This window comes from Halorientalis sp. (assembly GCF_028275115.1).
GTDB lineage: Archaea > Halobacteriota > Halobacteria > Halobacteriales > Haloarculaceae > Halorientalis.
Genome location: NZ_JAQCNH010000090.1, coordinates 1 through 24,557 on the forward strand (window position 1 = coordinate 1; position 24,557 = coordinate 24,557).

A 24,557-nucleotide genomic window follows, 5' to 3' on the forward strand; every position below is an offset into this window, starting at 1 on the left:
CTCGCACAGGCTGGGAGTTTCGTCCCCGCCGCCGACGCCCGCCTCTCGCTGGTCGACAGGGTGTTCACCCGCGTCGGTGCCAGCGACGACATCGCGGGCGGGAAGTCGACGTTCATGGTCGAGATGACCGAACTCGCCGAGATTCTGGAGAACGCGACCGACCGCTCGCTGATCCTCCTCGACGAGGTGGGCCGGGGCACAAGCACCACCGACGGCCTCGCCATCGCACGCGCGGTGACCGAGTACGTCCACGACGAGATCGGTGCGCGAACGCTGTTCGCCACCCACCACCACGAACTCACCGACGCCGCCGACGCGCTCGACGGGGTGTGCAATCTGCACTTCAGAGCGGAGCAGAACGGACAGAGCGTGCGCTTCGACCACCAGATCCGAGAGGGACCGGCCGCCGCCTCCTACGGCGTCGAGGTTGCCCGGGAAGCCGGCGTGCCCGACAGCGTGGTCGACCGCTCACGGGAACTGCTCGACGCGGACGAGACAAACGGTGCTCAGGACGGAAAACGCGCGACGAACGGCCACCACCCCGACACAGGAGCGAACGGGGACGAATCCACGGCCGGGTCGAGCGCGGACGGCCCGGACGCCGACCTCGCCGCGACCATCCGCGCGCAGAACCTCGCGACGACGACCCCGATGGATGCGCTGGCGCTGTTACAGGAACTCCAAGAACAGATAGAGGACGGGTGAACAGCGAGTCCGTGTGCGTCAGACCGCTGGACTGCCGCCGGGTGCGTCCTCCGCAGTCGCGTCCGCGTCGTCGGCCTCGACACTCTCGTCCAGTTCGAACGCCTTGGTGTTCCCCCAGATGAAGTAGAGGTAAGGTGTCTTCGCGACCACGTCCAGATAGGCGATAATCAGACTGAGGCCGACGCCCGACATGAGACCGAGACTCGCCGGGCCGAACAGCCAGACGGTCGGGTACGCGAGCCAGAGCAACCCCACGTGGTTCTGGAGGAGTTTGAACAGGCCCTTACGCGTGGGGTCGTCGGGAACGAACCGCGGCAACACGAAGTAGAGAACGCCCAGCAGGGACGCGTGGCCAAGTCCGGACGCGCCCAGGAAAATCCACTGGGAGAGCCCGGTCGTGATGGTTGCGATTCCGCCGGTGACGATCATCAACGCGTCGGCCACGACCAGTCCGACGATCCACTTCCGGGGCGCGGTGGCGACGTATCCGATGTAGCCGACCAGCACCGGCGTCGTGATTACCCAGTCGACGTACCGCGGGACGACGAGCGTCTGCTCGCCGACCGTGACCGTGCCGATGTCGAAAAACATCACCACGTAGGACACCCCGGCCACCGTCGGGATGAGCAGGAGATATTTGAACGCTCCCCGCTCGGCGAGGTCGGGGTCGTCGGTGAGGAGCCGCCAACCGATGTAGGTCCCGACGGCGAACCCCAGGACTGCGATGCCGTAGAGCACGGCCACCGGGTCGACGGGCATGGCGACCATCATCGATCACCTCCGTCGGTGGCGGTTGCGGCGCGACGGCCGCTAGAGTCGACGGACAACTCGAACTGGTTGATCTCGGCCACCAGCCCGTCGGCCGTCGTCTCGAAGGTGTTCATTGTTGCCATAATCTGATCGACGGCGGACGCCTGCTCGGTAACCGCGTCCGAGATGGTCTCGGCCGACTGCTCCGTGTCCCTGCTGCGGTCCGTCACTTCGTTGATCGCCGCGGCGGTGGTCTCGACCGTCTCGGCCTGGTCGTCGGTGGCGTCGCTAATCTCGACGACGCCGCCGTTGATGCCTTCGATCGAATCCGCGATGGCCTCCAGTTCCGTGAGCGCGTCCTCGACGGTATCGACGCCGTCACGAACCCGTTCTTTCGTCGCGCGGACCGACGACGCGGCCGCATCGGTCTCCGTCTGGACCTGCGTTACCATCGACGAGATTTCGTCGGCTCGCTGCTGAGTCTCCTCGGCCAACTGTTTCACCTCGTCTGCGACGACGGCGAACCCGTCGCCAGCGCCGTCACCGGTCCCGCCCTCCCCGGCCCGGGCGGCCTCGATGGAGGCGTTCAGTGCGAGGATGTTCGTCTGCTCGGCGATATCACGAATAATCGACACGACGTCCGTGATTTCGTCTGCGCTGTCGGCCAGCGTCTCGATTCGTTCGACCGTCTCGGCGGTTTCCTGTTGAATCCGCTCCATCTCGTCGATCGCGTCGGTCGCGGCCGTCCGCGCCTGGTCACTGGCCGCCGTCGCCTCCTCGCTCCGATTCGCGAGGTCGCTCGCGGTCGCGGCGATCTCTTCGGCGGCGGCGGACATGGTGTCGACGTTCTGTGCCGTCGACTCGAGTTCTCGCCGCTGGGACTGCGTCTCGTCGGTAATCCCCGCCGCAGTCTCCGTTGTCTCGTCGACGTTCGCCTCGATTCGACCGGCCACGTCTGCGACCGTCGCCGCTTCGTCTTGGATCTTGGCAGTGAACGACCGAACCTCGTCGAACGCCTCGTTGAGGTCGTCCATCGTGGCGTTGAACTCCCGACCGATGGTGGACAGCGCCTCGTGTCGCGTGTCCACATCGATCCGTTGGCCCAGGTCCCCTGCGCCGACCGCCTGCATCGTCTCCGCGTACTGTTGTGCGGCTCGCTGGTACTCCTCGGCGAGTTCCGTCGCCTCTGTCCTGGCCGCTTCGGCCTCCTCCTGGGCCGTCTTGGCCTCCCGTTCGGCCGCCTCCGCCTCCCGTTTCGCCGCTTCAAGCTCGTCGATCCGGGCCGCCAGCGACTCACGCATCCGGTCGATCGTCCCGTACAGTCTGCCGACCTCGTCGACCCGCTCGCTATTAACCTGCACGTCGAAGTCCCCATCCGAGATAGCCCGTGCCTGCTCGTCCAGTTCCGTGACAGCCGCGATGGTCGCCGTCCCTGTCACTGAACCCAGCGCCAACAACCCGGCAAGCCCGGCCATGACGGTCGCTGTCAGGTTGGCCGTACTCACCGCAACGACGATGATTAATAGCCCTGTAACACCGTAGCCCAAGAACAGTTTCAGGCCGAAACTCCGGCGAATGCGCCAAGACATATTTCTAACGGACTCCCGACTGTGTTATACTCTTGGGACACGTTATCACGACTGATATCGATTCACACAGAGTGGACGTCTCCGTGCTGCCGGTCGGTCACTCCGACTGGCTCGGTTGTGGCTCCACCGACACGAACTCCATGCCCTGTTCGGCGAGCAGTCGCCGTGCCCGGTCGGTCACCGAGGGGGCGACCAGAATCCCGCGGACTTCGGCGCCGGCGTGGAGGTCCCGTTTTAGCGCCTCCACGTACCGGCCGAGTTGGCCGACCGCGTCCGGACCGACGCGCCTGCGTTTCAACTCCACGACGACCCGCCGCCCCCGACTGTCCTCGCCGAAGATGTCCACCGCACCCGCTGTGGTCTCACGCTCGGTCGCCAGCGGAGAGAACCCCGTTTCGACCAGGTCCGGGTCGTCGAGGAGGCGCTCCCGGAGGTCCGCCTCGGTCCCCGCCAGTGCGAGTTCGGTTTCGTCGGTCACGTCGTACGCGGTGACCTGCATGAGTTCCTCGAACCGAACGAGGAGTTCCTCCTCGGGCGTCGAGCGCAGGCTCTGGAGTTCGAGCCGGTCGTCGGTCAGCTGGGCCTCCTGTGTACAACCCGGCGGTTGCCAGTTCACGGGCTGGTGCCCCTCGTCGGTGTGGACCAGCGTCGTCCCGTCGGGTTTACACACAACGAGTCTGTCGCCCGGACCGAGGTAGCTCGACGCCCGTCCCTCGTACTCCACGGTACAATTGCCGAAGATAGAGACCACGTCCTCGCGGTCGATAGCCGCAGCGACCGTTTTCCGAGCGGTAGCGGGGGTCGGACTTGAGAGTGCGGTGACATCGTCGGAGCGAGGCCCCGGGGAGCCCCCGCTCGCACCGCTCTCACCGGCTGCGTCGTCGGCGTCTCGACTCTTGTCGCCCTGTTCGGTCACTGTCCGTCCGTAGTCGTGGTCGGCGGATAAGCGCGTCGGGACCGGTTGCCGTCATCGGTCCCACCCCTCGGTGTCGGCGTCGGGGCCGAGGTGGACCGTCCGGTCCTCGGCGTGCCAGGACTGGACCTCGCCGGCCAGAAACGACCGTGCGGCCGCGAGCGGGAGGCGGTCGTTGCGGACCATCGCCAGTGTGGCGGCTTTCAGCCCGGCAACGCGGCCGCGCAGGAACTCGCCGTCCGCCTCGACCCGGTCGGAGTGGACGCCGACGAGCGCGCCGTCACGAGGCCGCACCGTGTCGTGACCCGGCAGGCCGAACCACGCCGCGAGATACGGCTGGACGGGTCCGTCCGTCGCGACGACGTAGCAGGCGTCGTAGGTCTGCCAGTCGACGTGCGTGGTGAGGAGGTCACTGAAACGCTGGTCCGTGGCCAGCGGCTCCGGGTCGACACCGGGGCGGGGACCGGTGCCGTCGCCCGAATCGAACCGGTCACCGGGGCGAACCGCAGCGAGCGACGCCGCCAGACGCCAGCGGTGAGCGCCCCAGTGTGCGTAGTGGATGTCGTATCGGCCGTCCGTCCGCTCGTAGGCGACGAGTGCTCGCTGTCCCACGGTGGTCACGGGTCGGACTGGTCTCGCTTCCGAATAAAAAAGTTGGGCCGATCAGGCCTCGACCTCGATACTGTGACCGCGCCGCGTCGCGCCGTCGAGGACTGGGAGTCGGACCTCGAGGACGCCGTTGCGATACCGGGCTCCGATCTCCTCTGGGTCGATCTCCTTCGGCATCCGGAACGAGCGGTGATAGGTCCGCTCGCGACCGGCGGCCTCGTCGACGTGTTCGGCAGAGATGTTCAGTCGGCCCTCGTGCCAGTTGACGTCGATCTCCTCGGGTTCGAAGCCTGGCATCTCTACGGTGAGGACGAACTCGTCGTCCTCCTCGTAGAGTTCGTAGTCGTCACTGCCGAACCCGGAGAACAGCCGGGACGGCAGGTCGATGCCTCTCGTCCACGTACTGGTGCGGTCGGGCAGTGTCACAGTGCGACACCCATCAGTTCGTATGTTCGCCGTTCGACTTAAATTTTGCTGGGGCGTGGTTGCAGGTCCCGCTCGAAAACACCGAACACAGGTGGCGTCCGGTCTCTAGAGGCACCGACTACCGGCAGGGTCCGGAGCTCTCAGTGGCAGTCGACCAGTTCGGCGCGGTCGACCGCCTCAAGGCCGCGCTCGCGGAGGGCGTCCGGTTCCTCTTCGCGGAGTCGCGCCAGTTTGGCGCTGGTCTCTGCCTGTTCGGGGGCGAAACGGTTACACCCCGCTGGAATCGTCGAGTCGGTGAACGTCCCGATCTCCCTGGCACGCTCGGTGATTTCGTTTTTGTCCATGGTGAGGAGTGGACGGAACACGGGCAACTCGGTGATCGGATCGGTGACGCTGAGGTTCTGTGCGGTCTGACTCGACTTCTGGCCGATGGCCTCGCCGGTGACGATGCCGGCCGCGCCCGTGTCGATTGCGACTGCCTCGGCGACGGCGACGCAGAACCGGCGGAAGGCGAGCATCCGGCCCTGTTCGAGTTCGTCGGCCAGCAGTTCGACCGTCTCGCCGCCAGGGACGACTCGGAGCGACTCCCGGAAGTTGGGCGCGTACGACCCCAGCGTCCGGACGGTCTCGACGGCGCGGGCCCGGTGGTCCTGGCCGCCGTACTCGCCGAGGTCGACGTACACGGGGAAGACGGGGCAGCCTTTCCGCAGCATCTCGTAGATAGCTACTGGCGAGTCGATACCACCACTGACCAGCGCCACGACCGGCCGCTGACTCCCAAGCGGGAGCCCGCCCGGCCCTCGAATCTCGTCGAGATACAGGAAGGCCGCGTCCTCCCGGACCTCGACGTTGACCGTGAAATCGGGGTCGTCCAGGTCGACCTCGGGCTCGAAGTCCGTCTCGACGGCGTCCCAGATTGCCTGTCCACCCTCCTGTCCGAGGTCTTCGCTGTCCATCGGGAAGGTGTCGCCCGCGCGCCGGGCGTTGACGGCGAAGCTCCCGCCGTCGTAGTGTGCCTCGGCGGTCTCGACCATAGCATCGAGAATCGGCTCGGGTTTGGGCGGCAGCGCACGGGCCGGGCTGGTCGAGACCACGCCGAACGCGTCGGCGGCGACTTCGGCAGCCGCCGTGGGGTCGTCGGTCCACACGAGCGGTCTGGTCGGCCGTTGTTCCAACTCCCCGTCGACGCCGCGGTCGGTGAGCAGTGCCTCGATGTTCTCGACCAGACGCTCTTCCATCCCGTGGCGGACACGACTGCTCTTCGTACTCATGTCCCCGTAACGGACCACGGCCGTCTCAGCGCCCGGCGGCTCCATACCCGGGCAGAGACGGCTAAGGGTTAAATTCCTGTTGTCACCGAGCGCGGTCGCCGGTCCGCGCCCGTGTCCTCGTTCAGCGAAGCACGCCATAGACGACGCCGAGAACGCCGCCGTACACGGCGTGCCATAGCAGACTTGGGATCGCAAAGTTCGGCAGCGGGGGTGCGTTCGGGAATCCGACCGCGCCCAGCCACACCGGCATCACTAGTGCCGCGAGGGCGACCCACGTCAGGACACCCCAGACCAGCCCCGCCCCGACGACGAGGACCGTCGAGCTCTCCGAGACCGGCGCGAACCGCAGGACAGCCGCCAGTCCGACGCCGAGTACAGCGCCGTGTGTCATGTGGACCGTGATGCCCGCGGCACCGCCGGAGAGTCCGTACAGTGCTGGAATCGCGACCGTGATCGTCGGCGGACTCATCGCGACGACCAGCGCCGCCATCACCGCCGCACCGACGACGCCACCGGCGACGCCGGCCTGCCAGTCCGCAAAGCCCGTTCGACTATCGACTACTGCATCCGTTTCAGTTGCCATCGCAGTCGGAAAATCGAGAGCAGGGTATGTAACGCCACCCCGCGTCTGTGCCCGTGTTACAGGCGCACAAGAACGGAACAAACACATCCGTGACCGGCCAGGACATCCGACTGCTCTCCGAACCCTACGCTGGCCAGCGCGCCGGTTCCCCCCTTCGGCCCGTCGCCGTCCAGTCGGCCCGAACACACCGCGTCGACGGCTGTCCGACCCGACATCGATTCTCACCGACCACCACCGAAACAACGCCGGCTTCCGAATAGTCAGTCGGTTTGTGAATAAAACCCAACTAGTCGGGCAAGGATATTTTACTCACCTCTATCTAATTAAATGGTGCACCATGCCACAACCTGGTCCGGAGAACGTTTGGCTGTGGATTGGTACTGCACTGATGGCGTTGGGGACGCTGGCGTTTATCGGTATGGGTTGGAACGAAAAAGACGAACAGAAACAGGAGTTCTACATTATTACGATATTCATCCCGGCCATCGCGGCCACCTCGTACTTCTCGATGGCCATGGGATTCGGGCTGACAGAAGTGACGGTAGCCGGTGAAGTGCTGGATATCTACTGGGCCCGGTACGCCGACTGGCTGTTCACCACGCCGTTGCTGCTGATCGACCTGGCGCTGCTTGCCGGGGCCGACCGCAACACCATCGCGACGCTGGTCGGACTGGACATCGGGATGATCATCACTGGTCTCGTCGCTGCGCTGACTACCGCGAGCGAAGCGATGCGGATCGCCTGGTGGGGTGTCAGCGACGGCTTCTTCCTGGTCCTGCTGTTCGTTCTGGTCAGCCGCCTGACCGCCCAGGCGTCCGACCAGCCCGGTGAAGTCGGGAGCCTGTTCGCGAGGCTCAGAAACGTGGTGATCCTACTGTGGCTCGCGTATCCGATCGTGTGGATCGTCGGGACCGAAGGCCTCGGACTCGTCCCGCTGTACTGGGAGACGGCCGGCTTCATGGTGTTGGACGTGCTGGCCAAGGTCGGCTTCGGCTTCCTGCTGCTGCGGAGCCGGAGTGTCCTCGACAAGGCCACGCCCGCCGCGACCGAACCCGAAGCGACTGCAGCCGACTGATCCGCGACCGCACCCGATTTTTTTGCCACGATCCGCCGCCAGCCGCGACGACAACACATAACTACCCCGGTCTAAATGGTCAGAATGTGATGCGACTCGGCACACAGGTCCCCGTGGAGGCGCACACCCGATGAGCGGCGGGACAGTTCTCGTCGCGCTCACGTATCTGGAGTTTCACCTCCTGTTCATTATCCCGCCGCTCGTAGCACTGCTTGTGCTCGCCGACCCCGTCGGGCGCCCGTACGCCGGCCCACTCGGCGTCACACTGCTCTCGGTCGTCGCCGTCGTCTACACGACGCCGTGGGACAACCACCTCATCGACACTGGCGTCTGGGCCTACGGCGAGGGGACAGTCCTCTTCCGGATCTGGCACGCACCGATAGAGGAGTACCTCTTTTTCATTCTCCAGCCGGTGCTGACGAGTCTCTGGCTCGCTCGGCTCTCGACCGGGAGCGACTACGAGTTCGGTATCACGACCCCACAGCGCGCGATGGGCCTGCTCGGTGGTGGTCTCGTCGCCGCACTCGGCCTGTTTTTTCTCTCGGAGTCGACCTACTATCTCGGAACGTTGCTCCTGTGGGCCAGCCCAGTGCTGGCCATCCAGTGGGCCTTCGGCTGGCCGGTTCTCTGGGAGCGCCGCCGCACGCTCGCACTGGGTGTCGGCGTCCCCACCGTCTACCTCTGTGCCGTCGACCGCATCGCCATCGAAATCGGCATCTGGACCTTCGACAAAACGTTCATGACCGGACTCACAATCGCCGGCCTCCCGATCGAGGAGTTCCTCTTTTTCACGCTGACGAACGTCTTTCTCGTCCAGGGCCTCCTTCTCTTCTGGTGGGTGACCGACCGCTGGGAGCAGGTCCGGACGGTCTGGAACCGGCGAGCACCGACCGGCTCATGATCCGCTCTGTCCCCGGCGTCGATCTGGACGCCCCGATTCAGGAGACGCTGGTCCGGGGCGTCCTCTGGCCGTCCTGGGTCGTCACTGCCGGCCTGATCGTGCCGTTCACGCTCGGCGTCTCCCTCCCGCCTGTCGTCCAGTACGTCCCGCTGGTCGCCAGCGTTCTCCTCCTCGGACTGCCCCACGGCGCGGTCGACCACCTCGCGCTTCCCCGGGTCCGGGGCCGCGACCCCACCTTCCGCGCTATCGCGGGCGTGTTCGCCCTCTACGGCGCCCTCGGAGTCGTATACGCGGTCACCTGGTTTCTCGTGCCTACGGCCGCGTTCGGCTTCTTTATTCTGCTGACCTGGGCCCACTGGGGCCAGGGCGACCTCTACGCGTTGTTGGCCGTCGCGGACGTCGGCTATCTCGACACCCGCGCCCGACGCGCGCTCGCGACCGTCGTCCGCGGCGGGTTGCCGATGCTCGTCCCTCTCGTCTTCTTCCCCGACTGGTACCGCCGGGTCGCGGACGCCCTCGTCTCGCTGTTCGCGCTCGCCTCGACGGCACGACTCGACTGGGCGTTCCAGTTCGAGACGCGGCTGGCGCTCGGTCTCGCGTACGGTACCGTCGTGCTCGGATATCTGGCGATGGGGTACCTCGGCTCCACTACGAGGCGCTCGACCTGGACCGTCGATGCCGGCGAGACGCTCCTGTTGATCGTCTTCTTCGCTGTCGTCCCCCCCGTGTTCGCTGTCGGCGTCTACTTCTGTGTCTGGCACGCCTACCGCCACATCGCTCGCCTCGTCCCGCTCGAACCGGCATCGAAGGCCGCACTGTCGGACCGCCGAATCCGGCCCGCACTGGCCCGCTTCGCCAGGGAGGCCACGCCGTTGACGCTGGTCTCGCTCGCCCTCCTGGGTGGGTTCTACCTGTTGGTCCCGAACCCGCCGGCGAACCCGCTGGGGTGGGTCGGACTCTATCTCGTCCTCATCGCCGTGTTGACACTCCCCCACGTCGCGGTGGTGACGCTGATGGACCGCGAGCAGGGCGTGTGGTCGATCACTCGTCCGTGACCGCCCGCAACTGCGCCTCCACGTACCGTTCCGAGCCGTTCAGTGGCACGTTGCCGGTCACCTGGACGTACACGTTCGACCGCTGGGCGTCGACGGCCGTTTCGGTCAGTGACGTGGTCGCGAACGCGTGGTCCCCGACGGTCACCTCCGTCGTGTTGATCCCGTCGGACCGGTAGGTTCCCCGCTGTGTTTCCAGAAACGACTGCGCCTCGGCGGGAGACTCGAACACCAGCAGCGCAATCTGGAGGTTCGCGCTCCCGTTTTTCAGTTCGAGCACCTGCCCCGACTCCATACCCGCCGGTGCAGCACCCGGCGAGCGCGTGCCGTTGCCCTCCCAGCCGGCGAACTGGCCGGCCGACAGCAGATACTCGCTCGCCGACTCGTGGTACTCCGTTCCGTTCGCGGTCGGTGTCTCGCTGCTCGGTGCCCCGCTACAACCCGCGAGCACCAGCAGCACTGCCACTGCACCGACGACCGCGATAGACCGGCTTCGGTTATGCATACCCCAGTCGTAGCCTCCGCTTGGTAAAAACGTGGTCGCCGTTTCGCCCGGTGTGCCTTCGCCGCCGGTCTGTCAGTCCCGCCAGCACCGACCGGCGAGGCCGCCGGCGATCCCCGCCAGTGCCGCGAAGACACCCAGCCCCGGTCCCGCGTCCGCCGTCGTGTCGGGCCCCGCCCGGGTCGTCGATTCGGGGGTCCCCGTCGGTGCTGCCGTCTCCGTCGCGGTCGCGGTCGCGCCCGACCCCGAGGCTCCCACGGCGAACGTCCCGACGACGCCGGCGTGGTCGGACGGCCACACCTGCACCGTCTCCCCGTCGGCGTCGTAACGAACGCGGTCCTCGGGCCGGTGGCCGACGCGACTCGTGGCTGCCACGGACACGTCGCCCCGGAAGAGGAGCCCGTCGATGCGCCGGTCCAGTCGAGAGTTCGCGTTCCGGAGGTCCCCACCCTGACAACAGGTGAACCCGTCCCGGTCGGGGTGGGACTCGGCGTAGGCGTCGGTCAGTTCGGCCGTCAGTTGGTCGTACGCCGCGGTCTCCCCGCCGGGGCCGCTGTTGAAATCGCCGCCGACGACCACCGGCCGGTCTGTCGGGAGTTGTGCGAGCAACTCCGACACCTGCTGTCGGCGAAGCGACTCCGAGACCGACGACAGGTGCGTCGAGGCGACGGTGACCGTCTCCCCGCCCAGCGTCACGTCCGCGGCGCAGAACCCGCGCTGGACCGAGAGGTCACCCAACCCGGGGATTGGAATCGGGACGCCGAATGCTGCCTCGAACGTTGCCGTCGCGGTCGCCGTCGCGTCGACGTCGCTCCGGACGAGCAGGGCGTCCCGGTCGGTGAGGCGCACGTCGACGTCGCCGTCGTCGGTGTCGGCCGGTAGTTCCACGTCCGTCGTAACCGTCGATGCGGCCACCTCGTAGTTCAGCCCCCGCTCGGACAGCGCCGACTGAACGGCGGCCAGCAGGTCGACGACGACCGTCTCGGCCCGCTCCGGGGAGTCCGTCCCGAAATCGCTCGGGCGCTGGACCCGGATCGCGGCGGCCTCCTGGAGCGCGACGGCGTCCGGTTGGGTGGCCTCGATCTCCGCCGCCATCGCGTCGACCCGCGCGGTGACGAGCCCTGGGTCGATGCCGTCGAACAGTTCTCCGGCGATTCGCCGGACGTCGTCGAGCGACCGCGCGTCGAACAGCGCAAAGAGGTCGACGCCGAGGTAGACGTTACGAGTCAGAACTGCCAGTTCCGGAGCCGACTGTGGCGCCGACCGGGCCGATACGCCGGCCGTGGCGGCCGCGCTCGCAGTCAATCCGGCGATACTTCCGAGAACGGTTCGTCGGCCGACCGACCTGTCGCCTTCGGTGGAGTCCATTACGAGCGGTTCTGCACCGGCGATACCTGAATGTGTGGGGCGCGTCGCCGTGCGTGGGGACGGTGGTGGCGGTGCCGTGCGATATAAGACGAGCACGGCAAGGCTCCGCGAGTGGCCTTTTTCCAAACTTTCGACCGGGGGTGCGCGGAACGGGCTCCTCGAAAGGAACCGGTCGTCTTACTTAGCGCGTCCGCGACCGCCGTTGTTGCTCGGGCGGTTGTGCTCGGTACCTTTGCCTTTCTGGTCGAGACCGCGATTGGACTTGCCGGCGTTGGTCAGACCGCGGTAGGCGCGGCCGCGCTGAGAGTCGTCACAGATCCAATTGAGGTCGTCGTCGGTCTCGATGGCAGGGTGGTGTGGGTCTAGCAAAATCACTTCGAACCACTTCTGCCGGCCGTCCTGCCCGACCGGATAGGAGTTGAGCACGCGCAGGTTGCGGTACTTCCGGGTGGCACGCTCCTCGCCGACGCGCTGGAGGTTCTTCCGGCGAGTAATCCGGGTCACGCCCTGGCGCTTCGAGCGTCGGCCGGCGGTGAAACGCTGCTTGCGGGCACCGCCTTTGCGGATGCTGGCCCGGACGACCACGACACCCTGCTTGGCTTTGTAGCCGAGCGCGCGGGCCTTGTCCAGTCGAGTCGGGCGCTCGATGCGTTCGAGCGCACCTTGGTTGCGCCACTCCTGCTGGCGCTGCCACTGTAGTTCGGCGAGCTGTCCATCGTCGGGGTCCTTCCACGCCTCTCGGATGTGGGAATAGAAGTTCCGTGTCATGGGCTATCACCACGGGCGTCGAGTGGTTCAAACCGCGGGCCGAAGCCCTCGCACGGTTCACATCCCGTCCTGTGCGGGTCGGCTGCACCGACCTCGGCAGGTGCCCGCTGGTGCCCGTCGACCAGCGAGTTACACGTCAGTTCCCGGCTTCGCTGTTTAAATACTTCGAACTTCGCCACACACTCCACTCCGCCCGCAGCGTCTGACAGCCAGCTCGAAAGACGGCTCGCTGAGCGAGGAGTACGGCTGACATCGGGCGTGCGGCTCGCCGGTATCCTGCCCGAGCAGCGACTCCGACTGGACGGAACAGCCGCTACAGCGGCCTTTTCGACCGAGCAGCGCCGGACGGTCTCGATCCGACTCACGAATTCTGTATAGCGACATACGATTTATCCGCGGCTTTCGCGGGAATCGTCGTCGTGGCGAGGAGTGTAGACGGAGGGGCTGGGACAGTCAGAATGTAGCGAAACGGGCGACACCGTCGACGGTCACTCGCGGTGATCGTCGACGGTCTCGAACCGGCTCTCGGCGACGGCGGCCGCGACGGCGTCGGTGTCGACGTCGTCGACGTATCTCGGATACTTACGGCGGACGTAGCCGACGATGTTTTCCACGTCCCGAACGAGCAGTTCGCGGCTGTTCTCGTGGTCGGTCGGGACGGCCTGTGGCCAGTCGAAGACCGTCACACCGTCGCTGCCGACGAAGACGTTGTACTCGCTCATGTCTGCGTGGACGTACCCTTCTCCGAAGGCTGTCGCCATCTCTGCGAGGATCAGGTCCAGAACTGGAACGACCTGTTCGGATTCGAGTTTCGTGCGGGAGAGTTCGGTCGCGTCGATTTTCTCCATCACGATGGCGTGGCGGTTCTGCCCGACTGGACGCGGGACACTCACCTCGGGGTAGAGACTCTCGAGTGCATCGTACTCCCGTTCTGCGGCTTTGCGGGCGGTGTACTGCCAGGAGACGTGGTCCCGGTCCGACGTGTAGTCGCGCTCTTTCATGACCTCCCGGAAGTTTGTGTACCCCTCGCGGTGGTACTTCAAGGCGAGAGGCTTGTACGACCGGACCTCGTACACGTCGCTTTCTTTGCCTACGCCCAGCGGCGAGCCGAACTCTTCGAGAGTCTCGCGCTCGATGAAACTGTGCAGGGCCAGCGCGTCGTAACCCTCGAAGGTGAGTTTGAACCCTTGATACTGGATGGTCTTCCGCTCGACCAGCCCCCGGTCCTCACACCGGTCGAGCCGATAATCGACGTTCTCCGGCGAGAGTCGGGAGAACTCGGGTATCTTCCCCCGTGCCACCCACTCCGAGAACCGCATTCCCTGCTCGACCCCCGAGAGCAGGTGGAAATCCTCGGGTTCGAGCTCCCGCATGAGCGGCGCGACGTTTTCGACCATTGACCGTTCGTAGCGGACCACCCCCTAAAAGCCCGACGCGTCCGCCCGCAGAGAACGATAAATCAGATGACGCTATATCGAATCACCGACCGACGGCACCGCGAACCCGGCGGGAACCCTCGTCGCCCAACATCGCATGGGCGGTGCCTGGCTCGCGAGCGTTTCCATCTCGCGAAACAAACCGGACACTGCCGGGACACTCCGGATGCCGACACACGAACTCGCAGACCCCACCCGGCCTAGCGAGTCACTCTGAGGTCTCCAGACCACCGACGCGAATCGTCTCGTCGTTTTCGGCGGCGGATACCCCCTCGAAGACGACGGCGCCATCGTCGGCACTATCGGTGTGAGCGGCGGTGAAGTCGCACAGGATGTGACCGTTGCCGAGGCCGGTGTCGAGCGGTTCGCCGTAAGCATGACACCAGGGTGAGCAGGACAACATCGTCCGCCTGGCGCCGACCGGACAGCCTGGTCTGCATCTCGGCTCGCCAACCGACGGTCCGACAGGGTCGCGTCGTCGACTCGCTGTTGGTGAGACTGCCCTCGCCGCGTAGCGGCCTCAGTCGTCCGCAGAGATGGGCTGTCCCTCGCTGTCGGTCGGGGCGGGACTCTCGCCGTCGTCGAAGGGGTACCACGACTGCTTGGCGTCGGTCAGACACGGGTCGTCGTAGTCCTCGGCCTCCGCCGGTTCGGCCAGTTCGGTGATGGTCTCGTGGCTAGTGGCGTCGACCCACTCGCTGAACGTCTGGCCGTCGGACCGAAGCGTCGCGTAGGCCTCGACCATGTTGGCGATCATGCCGGGTACCTCGTCGGCCGGGACGCGCTGGCGGACCCAGTCGATGAAACTGGGGTCCTCGCCGATACCCCCGCCGACACCGACGTCCACGGCTTCGACCATCTCGCCGTCCTTCCGCGCGCGCATCCCCTGTAAGCCGATATCGGCAGTCATCGCCTGCCCGCAGTCGGCCGTACAGCCGGAGAAATGCATCTTGATACGGTCTACGTCGTCGGGAACGTCGACGTTGTCTCCGAGCCAGCGCAGCAGACGCGCCATTCGCGCCTTCGTCTCGGTGAGCGCGAGCGAACAGAACTCCGTGCCCGTACAGGCCATCGCACCCTGTGTGAACGGGTTCGGCTCCGGCGAATACTTCTTTAGGAACGGCTCGTCCAGCAAACGCTCGAGGTCGCCGTCGGACACGTCCATGATGAGGGGATTCTGCCGGCGGGTCAGTCGGACTTCCCCGGAGCCGTACGTGTCGGCGAGGTCGGCCAACTCGATCGCGTCCTCCGCGGGGAGCCGGCCAACCGGCACCGACAGTCCGACGTAGTTCCTGCCGTCGGCTTGGTCGTAGACGCCCACGTGGTCGTGCGCGCCGAGGTCGGTGTTCCTGCCGGCGTTGTAAGTGTACTCGCCGCGGAAATCCGTGCCGGCGGTCTCGAACTCGAAGTCGAGCCGCTCGTCCAGTTCGTCGCGAATCGCGTCGGTGCCGTGCTCGTCGACAAAAAAGCGCCCACGATTCTTCGAGCGGTTCGTCCGGTTGCCAGCCTCGTGGTAGTACTCGACGAATGCCCGGACCGTCTCGACGGCGTGTTCCGGGCGGACGAACAGGTCCAGCGAGCGAGCCCGACGCGGTTCGCGGCCGCCCAGTCCGCCACCGACCCGGACGTTGAACCCTGTGACCGACTCGCCGTCGACGATTCTGCGAGCGGGCTCAAGTCCGATGTCGTTGATTGAGTCCTGTGCACACCCCTGCCGACAGCCGGACACGGAGATGTTGAACTTCCGGGGCATGTTACAGAGGTCGTCGTCGCCCCGGATGGTCTCCTGAATCTCGTCCAGAATCGGACGTGACTCGACGACTTCTTCGCCTTTCCCGGCGACCGGACAGCCGGAGATGTTGCGCATCGTGTCACCGCCGGACGAACGGGAGGAGACGCCGACGGACTCCAGTTTGTCCCAGATTTCGGGGACGTCTTCGAGATTGAGCCAGTGCAGCTGGATCGATTGACGCGTCGTGAAATCGAGCCACCCGTTGCCAAACTCCGGGTTCGTCACCGGTCCCTCGGCGTAGTCCCGTGCCACCTCACCGATGGCTCGCAGCTGGCCTGGTTCCAGGACACCCCCACAGTTAGTCAGGCGCATCATGAAGTACGACTCCTGTCCGCCGCGCTGGTGGAACACACCCCAGAACTTGAACCGGGAGAACCACTCTTCGCGTTCGTCCTCGGGAATCGCGTCCCACCCTCTCTCTGCGAACTCGAGCAGTTTCTCGCGTACCTCGTCGCCGTACAGCTCCTCTTTGATCGCTTCTTTCTCGTTACCCATCGGTCGCCCTCACGATAGCTCGACGGTGTTCAGTTATCGTGCCTATGTTAATCTGAACGTTACGCATTTCTCGTTATATCTTTAGAGTCAACATCTAATAAGTCCGTTCGTTAACGAACAGGCACTCTACCGCGATGGGAACGACAAACAACAAAGTCGGGCTCTCGAAAGCGCTCTCCACCGGGGTCGATTCGGTATCTTCCAACCTCCGACCGATCTGACCGGCATTTGTCCACCGCGTCTCGGGACGGTTCCGACCCGCACGGCCACCCGCCGACGAACAGCCGTCCCGCCGCGCAGCACCGCACGCTGCTCGGATGGACTCGAAAAAATGTGCGTTTTTCGACCGACAGGGCTGGTTCGTCAGCCCTCCGGGAGCCAACCGTGTCTCAGTCGTCGGCCGTGGCGGTACCGTCCTCCCCTGCCACTCCGGTGAAGCCGGCCGTGTTGGCGACTTTCGCGATTTCCGGCCGGAACACCCACGCGGATAGCAACACGATCGGGATCATCGTGACAGCGGCGACGGAGTACCCCAGGTGGAAGTTCGCCAGCCACGGTGCGGAGTAAAACAGTGGGTAGACGATGCCACCGACGGTCCCGATGCCGCCGACGACGCCTGCCACCGCCCCGGAACTGTTCGGGAACATCGAGGGCACCTGCGCGAAAATCGCGCCTTCGGCCCACGCACACCCCGTCCCGACGAGGAAGCCGACGACGACCGTGCTCATCAGGACGCCGGAGAGTCCGGCCAGCGTCATAGCGAACATCATCACGACGATGAAACAGAGCCCGAGGAACGTCCACTGTCCCCGGTACTGTCCCTTGAAAAACGGGAGGATGTTCTGCTCTTTTCTGGCCAGCACGTCGCTCACGTACCCACCGAACGGGCGGAGCAGCCCTGCCGCAATCGAGAACGTCGCGGCGAAGGTACTCGCGATGACGAAGTTGTCTTGATTGAACGCCGTGCGGTAGTACGTCGCGAGCCAGCCGTTCATCGACAGTTCGAGGCCGAAGGACATGATGTAGGCGGCCGCGAGCACGACCGTCCCGTAGCGGGTCGCCGTGTGAACCCACCCCTTCAGGCTGGCGTTTTGCTTGGTGGCCTGGCGCTTCGCCTCGCTTTTTGCGGCCTCGCCGAGCGCGTAGTATGCCACCGCGAGGAGGATCGAGACGATGCCGGTGTAGAAGAAGGCCGCCCGCCAGTTCGTCGAGAACAACGGCCCACTCCACCCCTGACCGAACACGCGCGGGAGAATGAGCGCCCCGCCGGCCGCCCCGGCGTTCCCGACCCCGGCGTAGATTCCCTCGGCCAGCCCGAGGTTCTCCTCCTCAAACCACTCGGCGACGTGCTGGATGCCGATGACGAACGTGATTCCGGCCGTTGCGACGATGAGCCGAGTCACGAAGAAAACCGAGTAGTCCTGTGCGAACGCGGAGAATATCGAGAACACGCCGACGTACGCCAGGACGATGGCGAAGATAGCTGGCGCCCCGAACTTGTCGGAGAGCCACCCAGTCAGGATACGACCGAAGGGTGCCATCCAGATCGCCGAGCTGGCGAGGATGCCGATTTCGGCCGGCGTGAGCCCGAACTCCTGGGCCATCCCCCCGGTGAACGGTGCGAAAGAAAACCAGATGAGAAATGAGAAATTGAAACCGACGGTAGCGAGCAACAACGTCCGGTACTTCGTCATCTTGATCAGTCCCATGCTATCCCCTCCATGGACACTGACGAACCGCCTGCGTCCAGCCCACTGGATTGCATTTTATTAACTTCGCTCTCAGTTTGTACCATGTATGACCACATCGATTCAATATTCCATTACGAACGGTGTGTTATAGTGGTAACCGTTTAGAAATCGGCAATGTTGAACTGTCTGGTCAACGACTGGACAGTGCGGTCGTCTCTCGCTCGACTCTCCGGTTGCTTTTTTTCGATATCGAAAAGTCGCTCAGACTGCTGTCCATTCGTCAATTCACACGCTTTGTAAGCACAATACCATTTCGTCACGACCACGCGACCGGTTCCGCCGGCGTGCCTGCGCCGGACGGCCAGTGTTGGCAAATATGAATATTTGTTCACCGTTGACTCATTTTTTCGCCAATCAAAAGTCTTATACCGAATATTGTGGTACGATATAACACCAACGGACACAAATATGCACGAACTTTCACCACTAACCTTCACCAGTTCCGCCGTTTGCGACTCGTGCGCCCGCGACCCGACCGGGACCGGACGAGCACGCTGTCCTCCAGCTGACTGGAGCGACGAGAACAGATGACTCGCTGGACGCCGACGACGTGTATGCGGTGTGCTGTCGGCTGTGGGCAGCTCCAGCGGGGCACCGACGAGGGATACGGTGTCGGTGACGTTCAGGGCGATCGCCGACATCCGACGGCCGAAGGCCTCGCCTGTGAACGCGGTATCCGGGAGACAAAAAACCCGCGAGGAGAGTGGCTGACCGAACCGCTTGTTCGACGCGGCGACCGACTCGTGGCTACGTCGTGGGACGTGGCGCTGGGCACGGTCGCTGCCGAACTGCTCAAGACGATGGCCGACGACCCCGACAACGTCGCCGTCCTGGGCAGTGGGCAACAGACCAACGAGGCCGCCTACGCGCTCGGGAAGGTCGCCCGGGGTGCTATCGGGACACGGCACTTCGACGCGAACACGACGCTGTGTATGGCGTCGGCGGTGACCGCCTACTACGACGCCTTCGGAAGCGACGCACCGCCGTGTACCTACGACGACATTCCGGCGGCGGAGACACACGTCGTCTGGGGTGCGAACCCTGCGGTCGCACATCCGGTGTTGTATCGCTGGATTCTGGACAGCGCGACGGAGTCCGGGTCCCGTCTCGTGGTGGTCGACCCCGTCGAGAGCGAGACTGTCGCCGACGCCGACCAGCACGTCCAGCCCGAACCGGGAACCGACCTCATGCTCGCCCGTGCGGTGCTTGCAGAGCGAATCGAGAGCGGTGCTGTCGACCGCGAGTTCGTCGAGAGGCACACGACGGGCTTCGACCGGCTGGTCGAGTCGCTCCCGGCCGTCGAAGCAGCCGCGGAGACGGCCGGTGTTTCGCGAGCGACAGTCGACGAACTGGCGACGGCGTTCGACGCGAAGACGCTCCTGTACTGGGGCATGGGAATCAACCAGAGCACGCACGGAACGCACGCCGCGCGGATGCTGATCAACCTCTGCCTGGCGACGGGGAACATGGGTCCCGGGAGCGGCCCGTTCTCGCTGACGGGGCAGGCCAACTCGATGGGGACTCGCGTCTGCTCCTCGAAGGGGACCTGGCCCGGGCACCGGGAGTTCACCGACGAGGCCAACCGCGAACGCGTCGCGGAAACCTGGGGCGTCCCGGCCGAGCGGCTGCCGTCGTCGACCGGCCCCGGCCCTGTCGGCATCGTCGACGAAATCAATCGGGGTCACATCGAGACCTGCTGGACGGTCGCGACGAACCCTGCTGCCGGCATGCCCAACGCCACCAACACCAAGCGCGCGCTCGACGAGGTCTTCCTCGTCGTGCAGGACGCGTTCCGGTCCGAAACCGTCGAACACGCGGACGTCGTCCTCCCGGCGGCGACCTGGGGGGAGACCGAGGGGACCGTGATGAACATGGAACGGCGTATCTCCAGAGTCACCGCCGTGAGCGACGTCGTCGACACCGTCCGGCAGGACATCGACATCATCGCAGCCATCGGAGCTCGACTCGACGACGGCCTGTTCGACGACCCACCGCTGGACCCGGAACCGGTCTTCGACGAGATTCGCAGCCTGACGGCCGGGACGCCGGCCGACGTCTCGGGTATCACCTACGACCGTCTCGAATCCGAACGAGCCGTTCGCTGGCCCGCTCCAGACGAGACGTCCGCGGGCGGCTACCGGTACCACGACGACGGCTCGTGGTCGTTCCCGACCGACTCCGGACTGGCACGGTTCTCGACGGCCACCTATCGTGGCATCCCCGAACCGACCGACCCGAACTATCCACTGGTGTTGACAACCGGTCGACGCGCCGGGGCGTACAATACGGGTGTCCGAAACGACGACCAGACGATTCCGAACGCCCGTGTCCACCCGGAAACGGCCGGCCAGTATATCAGCGTCGTGGACCGCGGGCAGACCGTCGTCGAGTCCCGCCGCGGGTCGGTGACTGTCACGCTCACGCCGGACGACAGCATCCCCACGGGCGCCATCTGGCTGGACGTCCACAACCCCGTCGTGAACGAACTGACTCTTCCAGCAATCGACCCCGACTCCAACGAACCCAACTTCAAGCAGTGTGCGGTCAGGCTGTCGCTACCAGACCGGTCTTCGCCGGTAACCCGTGACGGGGCCGTCCGTTCTGATACCATCGGTGACGACTGACTCGCGTCGGCCAGACCCCGCTTTCTGTGAACGCGACGACGGGAACGATTCGGCTCTCTCAATCGGCCGCCGCCGGCAGTTCCGCCTCGGGGGTCGCCAGTCGCACGGCACACTGTTTGAAATGTGGTTCTCTGGACTGTGGGTCCCGGTCCGAGAGCGTCAGCCGGTTCGTCGCCGGATGGTGGATGGGGAGCCACACCATTCCCTGTGGCACTCCCTCGTCGCGGTCGATACCGACGGTCGCGGCCCCCCGCCGCGATGCGATGGCGAGCTGTCCGTCGCCGACGAGGTCCGCGTGCTCGCTGACCGTTTCCGGGTGGACGCGAGCCACGAGGTCACCTGCCTCTCCGCCACGGGAGCGGACGCCGGTGTTGTACCCGTCGGCCTCGCGGGCGGTGGTCAAGATGAGCGGGTACTCCTCGTCGGTCGGCTCGGGCAGGGGGTCCTGCCGGCCGGTGGAGAACTGCGCGTTCCCCGTCGCCGTGGGGAACTCCCAGGACTCTTCGTCGGTGGGTCCCGCCTCGCTGGCGTCCGTTTCGGCGCTCGCGTCGGCGCCGTCGTAGTACCGGTAGCCGCCCGATTCCTCCAGGTCGGGGGCAGGCCAGCGAACGGCCGTGTCGTGTTCGAGGCGGTCGTAGGTGATGCCCGAGCAGTCGGCGACGGTCCCCTCGGTTAGCCCCGCGAACTCCGCGAAGACGTCGCCGGGGTCCGGCGACGTGCGCTCGAAGAGGTCCGGAAACAGCCGCGAGCCGATGGTTGCGATGATGTCGAGGTCGGGCCGAACCCCGTCCGGCAGGTCAGTCGCGGCCCGAACGCGGGAGATGGTCCGCTCCATGTTCGTGGTCGTTCCCTCGCTCTCGCCCCACGTCGCCGCCGGGAGAACGACGTCTGCGATCTCGGTCGTCTCCGTGTGGAAGGCATCCTGGGCGATGACGAAGGCGTCTTCTAACTGCTCGCGGGCGCTGTCGGCCGCAGGCATCCCTGCGGCAGGGTTCGTGGCGACGGCCCACACGACCTCGGGGCCCTGCTCCAGTATTCCGACCGGACCGGGGCCGGTGTCGTCGGGCAGGCGGTCGACGGGCACGTCCCACTCCGTGGCCATCAGGCGCCGGTGGTCCGGGTCGCCGAAGGCCCGCTGGCCCGGCCAGGAGCCTTTCGAGGAGCAGATGCGGGTCCCCATCGAGTTGGCCTGTCCCGTCAGGGAGAACGGACCGCCGCCGGGTCTGAGGTTCCCCGTCGCCAGCGTGAGGTCGATGAGCGCACGCGACGTTTCGGTTCCCTGGACGTGCTGGTTGATTCCCATGCCCCAGTACAGGAGCGCGCGCTGGTCCAGTGCGTCGGCCAGGCGCTCGACGTCGTCCATTTCGACGCCGGCCGTCGCGGCTGCCGTCTCGGCGTCGGGCAGCGTCGCCAGCAACTCCTCGAAGCCGTCGGTGGCCGTCGAGATGAACGCCTCGTCGGTCCGGTCGGTTTCCACCAGTCGGGCGAGGACGGCTCGGGCGAGGGCGAGGTCCTTCCCGGGGTCCGGGGCGACGTGGTGGTCGCTGGCCTCGGCTGTCGCCGAGCGCACGGGGTCGACAGTGACGAGTTCGGTGTCCGAGGCGGCCTCGTCGATCCAGCGGAACAGCACCGGGTGTGCCACCGCGGGGTTCGCGCCCCAGACGATGTGCTGGTCCGCGTCCTCGATGTCGTCGTAGGTACACGGCGGTGCGTCACTCCCGAACGATTGGTAGTAGGCGGTCACCGCCGACGCCATACACAGCGTCGTGTTCGCGTCGTAATTGCGCGTGCCGAGGCCACCGCGGGCGACCTTCCCGAGCGCGTAGGCAGCCTCGTTGGTCTGTTGCCCACTGCCCAGGACGGCGACCGAATCCGGGTCCGACGCGTGGGCCTCGCGAAGTGCCTGTGTCGCTTTCGTGAGCGCCGCGTCCCACGTCGTCCGCTGCAGTTTTCCGTCCTCCCGGACGAGCGGCCGAGTGAGCCAGTTACCGTCGGGGTCGCGGCTCTCCTCGATGCCACGCGAGCAGGCCAATCCCTGGCTGACTGGATGGGCCGCGTCGCCCCGCACCGCCTCGATACCGATGCCGATGTCCGGGCTCCGCTGTAAGTGACCACACCCGACAGCACACCGCATACACGTCGTCGACACCCAGTCGCTCACAGACAATCACGCGCCGATTCGGCACCAGACCGCCTTTCGTGAGTCGCTGAATACGGACGCTCGACTAGCATATCTCTACCGAGTCGTATGAACAGGCAGCACTAAACCCTATCTCTTGACGATGCGTGTCTTTTGCCGAGAATAACAAAAATAACTCCAATACAGGATGTCCGTGGGGCCAGCGGAGCCAGTTAGTTTAAAATCTTCAGGCTCGTCGCACTGGCGTCGCGTTTCCGACCTGCGTCGGCGCGCTCCACAGCCACCACTGCACGCTGTCATTCTCGCACCCAGCCGTCTTGGTCGGCGGTCGCTCACCTGGTCAGACGTGTCGTGACCGTCCCGCCCTCGTCCCACCGTCTTTCAGCTAAGGGGGCACAACCGCTTTGACGGCCCGGGACGAACGGCGGCTATGACCAACCTCGCCGACCGGGAGTGGCGGCTGATTCGCGAGGAGGCTTGGGACGGGCCGATGAACATGGCCCTCGACGAAATCGCGGCCGAAACCGCTGCTGCGGGCGGTCCGCGTACCCTCAGGGTCTACCAGTGGGAGCCGAGCACGCTCTCGCTGGGGTACAACCAAGATTCCGGTACCGTGGACTGGGAGTACTGTGACCGCGAGGGCGTCACCGTCACCCGGCGCCAGACCGGTGGCGGCGGCATCTACCACGACAGTCACGGCGACATCTCCTATTCGATCGTCGCGCCGGCCGAGGACCTCCCGGGAAAGCTGATGGACTGTTACGAACTCCTCTGTACGCCGGTGATGAACGCCTTCGAGGAGATGGGCGTCTCGGCGGCGTTCGCCGACGAGGAACGACCTGCCGTCTACCAGCCAGCGTGTTACCTCCGGGCACTCCACCCGGCTCACGACGTGGTGTCGGCGGCCGACGGACGCAAACTCAGCGGCAATGCACAGTATCGCCGGCGAGACAGCGTGATCCAGCACGGCTCGCTGACGTACGCTGGCCGCCCGACCCGGCACCTGGCGGCTTTCGCCGATCACGACGTGACCGTCGAGGCGTTCAACGAGCGGGTCGGGTCCATCGAAGGGTACGCCGACCGGTCCCGGACCGAGGCCGTGGAATCGCTGACCGATGCGCTCGGGGCGTGGGCCGACGCCGACGACGGTGAGTGGACCAACGACGAACTCGCGAGTGCGCGCGAACGTGCAGAACAGAAGTACGCTGCCGACTCGTGGACGCGTGATTGCGACGACCCGAGTTAGCCCATCTCGTAGGTGTCGAGTTCGTCTTCCAGCTTTTCGACGACGGCGTCGTAAATCTCCCTGACCGGTGGGGTGTCACGGCTCGGGTCGAGCCAGTGGTCCGCGAGCCACCTGTAGCGGACCCGACGGTCGCAATCGACGAGAAACGTCGACCGGTGCGCGCGACTGGCGATCTTGAACGCCCGGTAGCGCACGTCAAAAGCCGCTGCGATGTCGAGGTCGGGGTCGGTAAACAGTGGAAATCCGAGGTCGAGATACTCGATGAAACGCCTGTGGAGGGCTGCCCCGGATTTGCTGACGCCGACGACCTGTACCTGATCACCCGTGGCGAACCAATCGAAATCCCGGAACGAGCACCACTCGTCGATGCAGTCCGGGCTGAAATCTGCGGTGTAGAAGTTGAGCAGCACCGGCTTCCCCTCGAGTAGTTCCGACAGTGAAACCGACCGTTCGGTCCCGTCGGGGTCGACCAGTCGGCCGGAAAAATCCGAAACGCGCTCGCCGACGGTGAGCCCTGTCGAGTCTGACATCCGCGGACCTTCGGTAGACGGTTATAATACC

21 protein-coding genes and 1 pseudogene are annotated in these 24,557 nt (G+C 65.5%); 7 read left to right on the forward strand and 15 right to left on the reverse strand.

Features of this window, described 5'->3' with window-relative positions:
* Positions 1–705, forward strand: a 705-nt coding sequence (locus Q0964_RS11840; protein ID WP_414652159.1) for a MutS-related protein, incomplete at its 5' end; no start/stop codon positions are given.
* An 18-nt stretch (positions 706–723) separates the two neighbouring features.
* Here the strand turns inward: Q0964_RS11840 and Q0964_RS11845 are convergent.
* From Q0964_RS11845 to Q0964_RS11875, 7 genes are all read right to left on the reverse strand, one after another.
* Complete coding sequence (locus tag Q0964_RS11845) at positions 724–1,476, reverse strand: bacteriorhodopsin (protein WP_299267719.1); 753 nt, start codon at positions 1,474–1,476, stop codon at positions 724–726.
* Positions 1,473–3,044 carry a methyl-accepting chemotaxis protein gene (locus tag Q0964_RS11850; protein ID WP_299267722.1) on the reverse strand — a complete coding sequence of 524 codons (1,572 nt, stop codon included), beginning with the start codon at positions 3,042–3,044 and terminating at the stop codon, positions 1,473–1,475. Before Q0964_RS11850 ends, Q0964_RS11845 begins: the two co-directional genes overlap by 4 nt.
* Before the next feature lie 97 nt (positions 3,045–3,141).
* Positions 3,142–3,960: an endonuclease NucS gene (gene nucS, locus Q0964_RS11855; protein WP_299267724.1), complete on the reverse strand. Its 819-nt coding sequence runs from the start codon at positions 3,958–3,960 to the stop codon at positions 3,142–3,144.
* 51 nt (positions 3,961–4,011) lie between these two features.
* Positions 4,012–4,578, reverse strand: a complete 567-nt coding sequence (locus tag Q0964_RS11860; protein ID WP_299267727.1) for a DUF6735 family protein — start codon at positions 4,576–4,578, stop codon at positions 4,012–4,014.
* Positions 4,579–4,620: 42 nt separating this feature from the next.
* A complete protein-coding gene (locus Q0964_RS11865) occupies positions 4,621–4,992 on the reverse strand; it encodes an Hsp20/alpha crystallin family protein (protein WP_299267730.1) in 372 nt (123 codons plus the stop codon).
* Positions 4,993–5,132: 140 nt separating this feature from the next.
* Positions 5,133–6,308 (reverse strand): tRNA sulfurtransferase, encoded by a 1,176-nt coding sequence (locus tag Q0964_RS11870; RefSeq protein WP_299267733.1) that lies wholly within the window; start codon positions 6,306–6,308, stop codon positions 5,133–5,135.
* A gap of 76 nt (positions 6,309–6,384) precedes the next feature.
* Positions 6,385–6,846 carry a histidine kinase gene (locus Q0964_RS11875; RefSeq protein ID WP_299267736.1) on the reverse strand — a complete coding sequence of 154 codons (462 nt, stop codon included), beginning with the start codon at positions 6,844–6,846 and terminating at the stop codon, positions 6,385–6,387.
* A gap of 337 nt (positions 6,847–7,183) precedes the next feature.
* Between Q0964_RS11875 and Q0964_RS11880 the strand changes: the two genes are divergently transcribed.
* The 3 genes from Q0964_RS11880 (at position 7,184) to Q0964_RS11890 (ending at position 9,877) form a co-directional block, all read left to right on the forward strand.
* Positions 7,184–7,921, forward strand: coding sequence for a bacteriorhodopsin (locus tag Q0964_RS11880; RefSeq protein ID WP_299267739.1), 738 nt, complete (start codon positions 7,184–7,186; stop codon positions 7,919–7,921).
* A gap of 130 nt (positions 7,922–8,051) precedes the next feature.
* Positions 8,052–8,822, forward strand: coding sequence for a lycopene cyclase domain-containing protein (locus Q0964_RS11885; RefSeq protein ID WP_299267742.1), 771 nt, complete (start codon positions 8,052–8,054; stop codon positions 8,820–8,822).
* Complete coding sequence (locus Q0964_RS11890; protein WP_299267745.1) at positions 8,756–9,877, forward strand: Brp/Blh family beta-carotene 15,15'-dioxygenase; 1,122 nt, start codon at positions 8,756–8,758, stop codon at positions 9,875–9,877. Before Q0964_RS11885 ends, Q0964_RS11890 begins: the two co-directional genes overlap by 67 nt.
* Here Q0964_RS11890 and Q0964_RS11895 read toward each other — a convergent pair.
* The 4 genes from Q0964_RS11895 to Q0964_RS11910 all read right to left on the reverse strand — a co-directional run bounded on the left by Q0964_RS11895 (position 9,864) and on the right by Q0964_RS11910 (position 13,909).
* The gene (locus Q0964_RS11895) at positions 9,864–10,379 is read right to left on the reverse strand and encodes a hypothetical protein (RefSeq protein ID WP_299267748.1); all 516 of its coding nucleotides are present in this window, start codon (positions 10,377–10,379) and stop codon (positions 9,864–9,866) included. The two genes, Q0964_RS11890 and Q0964_RS11895, sit on opposite strands and share 14 nt — an antisense overlap.
* 72 nt (positions 10,380–10,451) lie before the next feature.
* The gene (locus Q0964_RS11900) at positions 10,452–11,744 is read right to left on the reverse strand and encodes an endonuclease/exonuclease/phosphatase family protein (protein ID WP_299267750.1); all 1,293 of its coding nucleotides are present in this window, start codon (positions 11,742–11,744) and stop codon (positions 10,452–10,454) included.
* Between the two features lie 177 nt (positions 11,745–11,921).
* Complete coding sequence (locus Q0964_RS11905) at positions 11,922–12,512, reverse strand: 50S ribosomal protein L15e (RefSeq protein ID WP_299267753.1); 591 nt, start codon at positions 12,510–12,512, stop codon at positions 11,922–11,924.
* A gap of 488 nt (positions 12,513–13,000) precedes the next feature.
* A complete protein-coding gene (locus Q0964_RS11910; protein ID WP_299267756.1) occupies positions 13,001–13,909 on the reverse strand; it encodes a serine/threonine-protein kinase RIO2 in 909 nt (302 codons plus the stop codon).
* A gap of 76 nt (positions 13,910–13,985) precedes the next feature.
* Between Q0964_RS11910 and Q0964_RS11915 the strand changes: the two are divergent.
* Positions 13,986–14,339 (forward strand): annotated as a pseudogene (locus Q0964_RS11915) (GlcG/HbpS family heme-binding protein).
* A gap of 129 nt (positions 14,340–14,468) precedes the next feature.
* Here Q0964_RS11915 and Q0964_RS11920 read toward each other — a convergent pair.
* Both Q0964_RS11920 and Q0964_RS11925 read right to left on the reverse strand, forming a co-directional pair.
* Positions 14,469–16,235, reverse strand: a complete 1,767-nt coding sequence (locus Q0964_RS11920) for a nitrite/sulfite reductase (protein WP_299267759.1) — start codon at positions 16,233–16,235, stop codon at positions 14,469–14,471.
* 389 nt (positions 16,236–16,624) lie between these two features.
* Entirely contained in the window at positions 16,625–17,944 is a 1,320-nt protein-coding gene (locus Q0964_RS11925) for an MFS transporter (protein ID WP_299267763.1), read from the reverse strand.
* A 569-nt stretch (positions 17,945–18,513) separates the two neighbouring features.
* Between Q0964_RS11925 and nasA (Q0964_RS11930) the strand changes: the two genes are divergently transcribed.
* The gene (nasA, locus tag Q0964_RS11930) at positions 18,514–20,610 is read left to right on the forward strand and encodes an assimilatory nitrate reductase NasA (protein WP_299267768.1); all 2,097 of its coding nucleotides are present in this window, start codon (positions 18,514–18,516) and stop codon (positions 20,608–20,610) included.
* A gap of 58 nt (positions 20,611–20,668) precedes the next feature.
* Here the strand turns inward: nasA (Q0964_RS11930) and nasA (Q0964_RS11935) are convergent, their stop codons facing one another.
* The gene (gene nasA / locus Q0964_RS11935) at positions 20,669–22,771 is read right to left on the reverse strand and encodes an assimilatory nitrate reductase NasA (protein ID WP_299267772.1); all 2,103 of its coding nucleotides are present in this window, start codon (positions 22,769–22,771) and stop codon (positions 20,669–20,671) included.
* Positions 22,772–23,180: 409 nt separating this feature from the next.
* Here nasA (Q0964_RS11935) and Q0964_RS11940 point away from each other — a divergent pair, with 409 nt between their 5' ends.
* On the forward strand, positions 23,181–23,996 hold the full coding sequence (locus Q0964_RS11940; RefSeq protein WP_299267775.1) for a lipoate--protein ligase family protein: 816 nt from the start codon (positions 23,181–23,183) through the stop codon (positions 23,994–23,996).
* On the opposite strand, the gene Q0964_RS11945 is transcribed toward Q0964_RS11940, so the two are convergent.
* On the reverse strand, positions 23,993–24,526 hold the full coding sequence (locus Q0964_RS11945; RefSeq protein WP_299267777.1) for a peroxiredoxin family protein: 534 nt from the start codon (positions 24,524–24,526) through the stop codon (positions 23,993–23,995). The genes Q0964_RS11940 and Q0964_RS11945 overlap by 4 nt on opposite strands.
* Between the last annotated feature and the right edge of the window lie 31 nt (positions 24,527–24,557).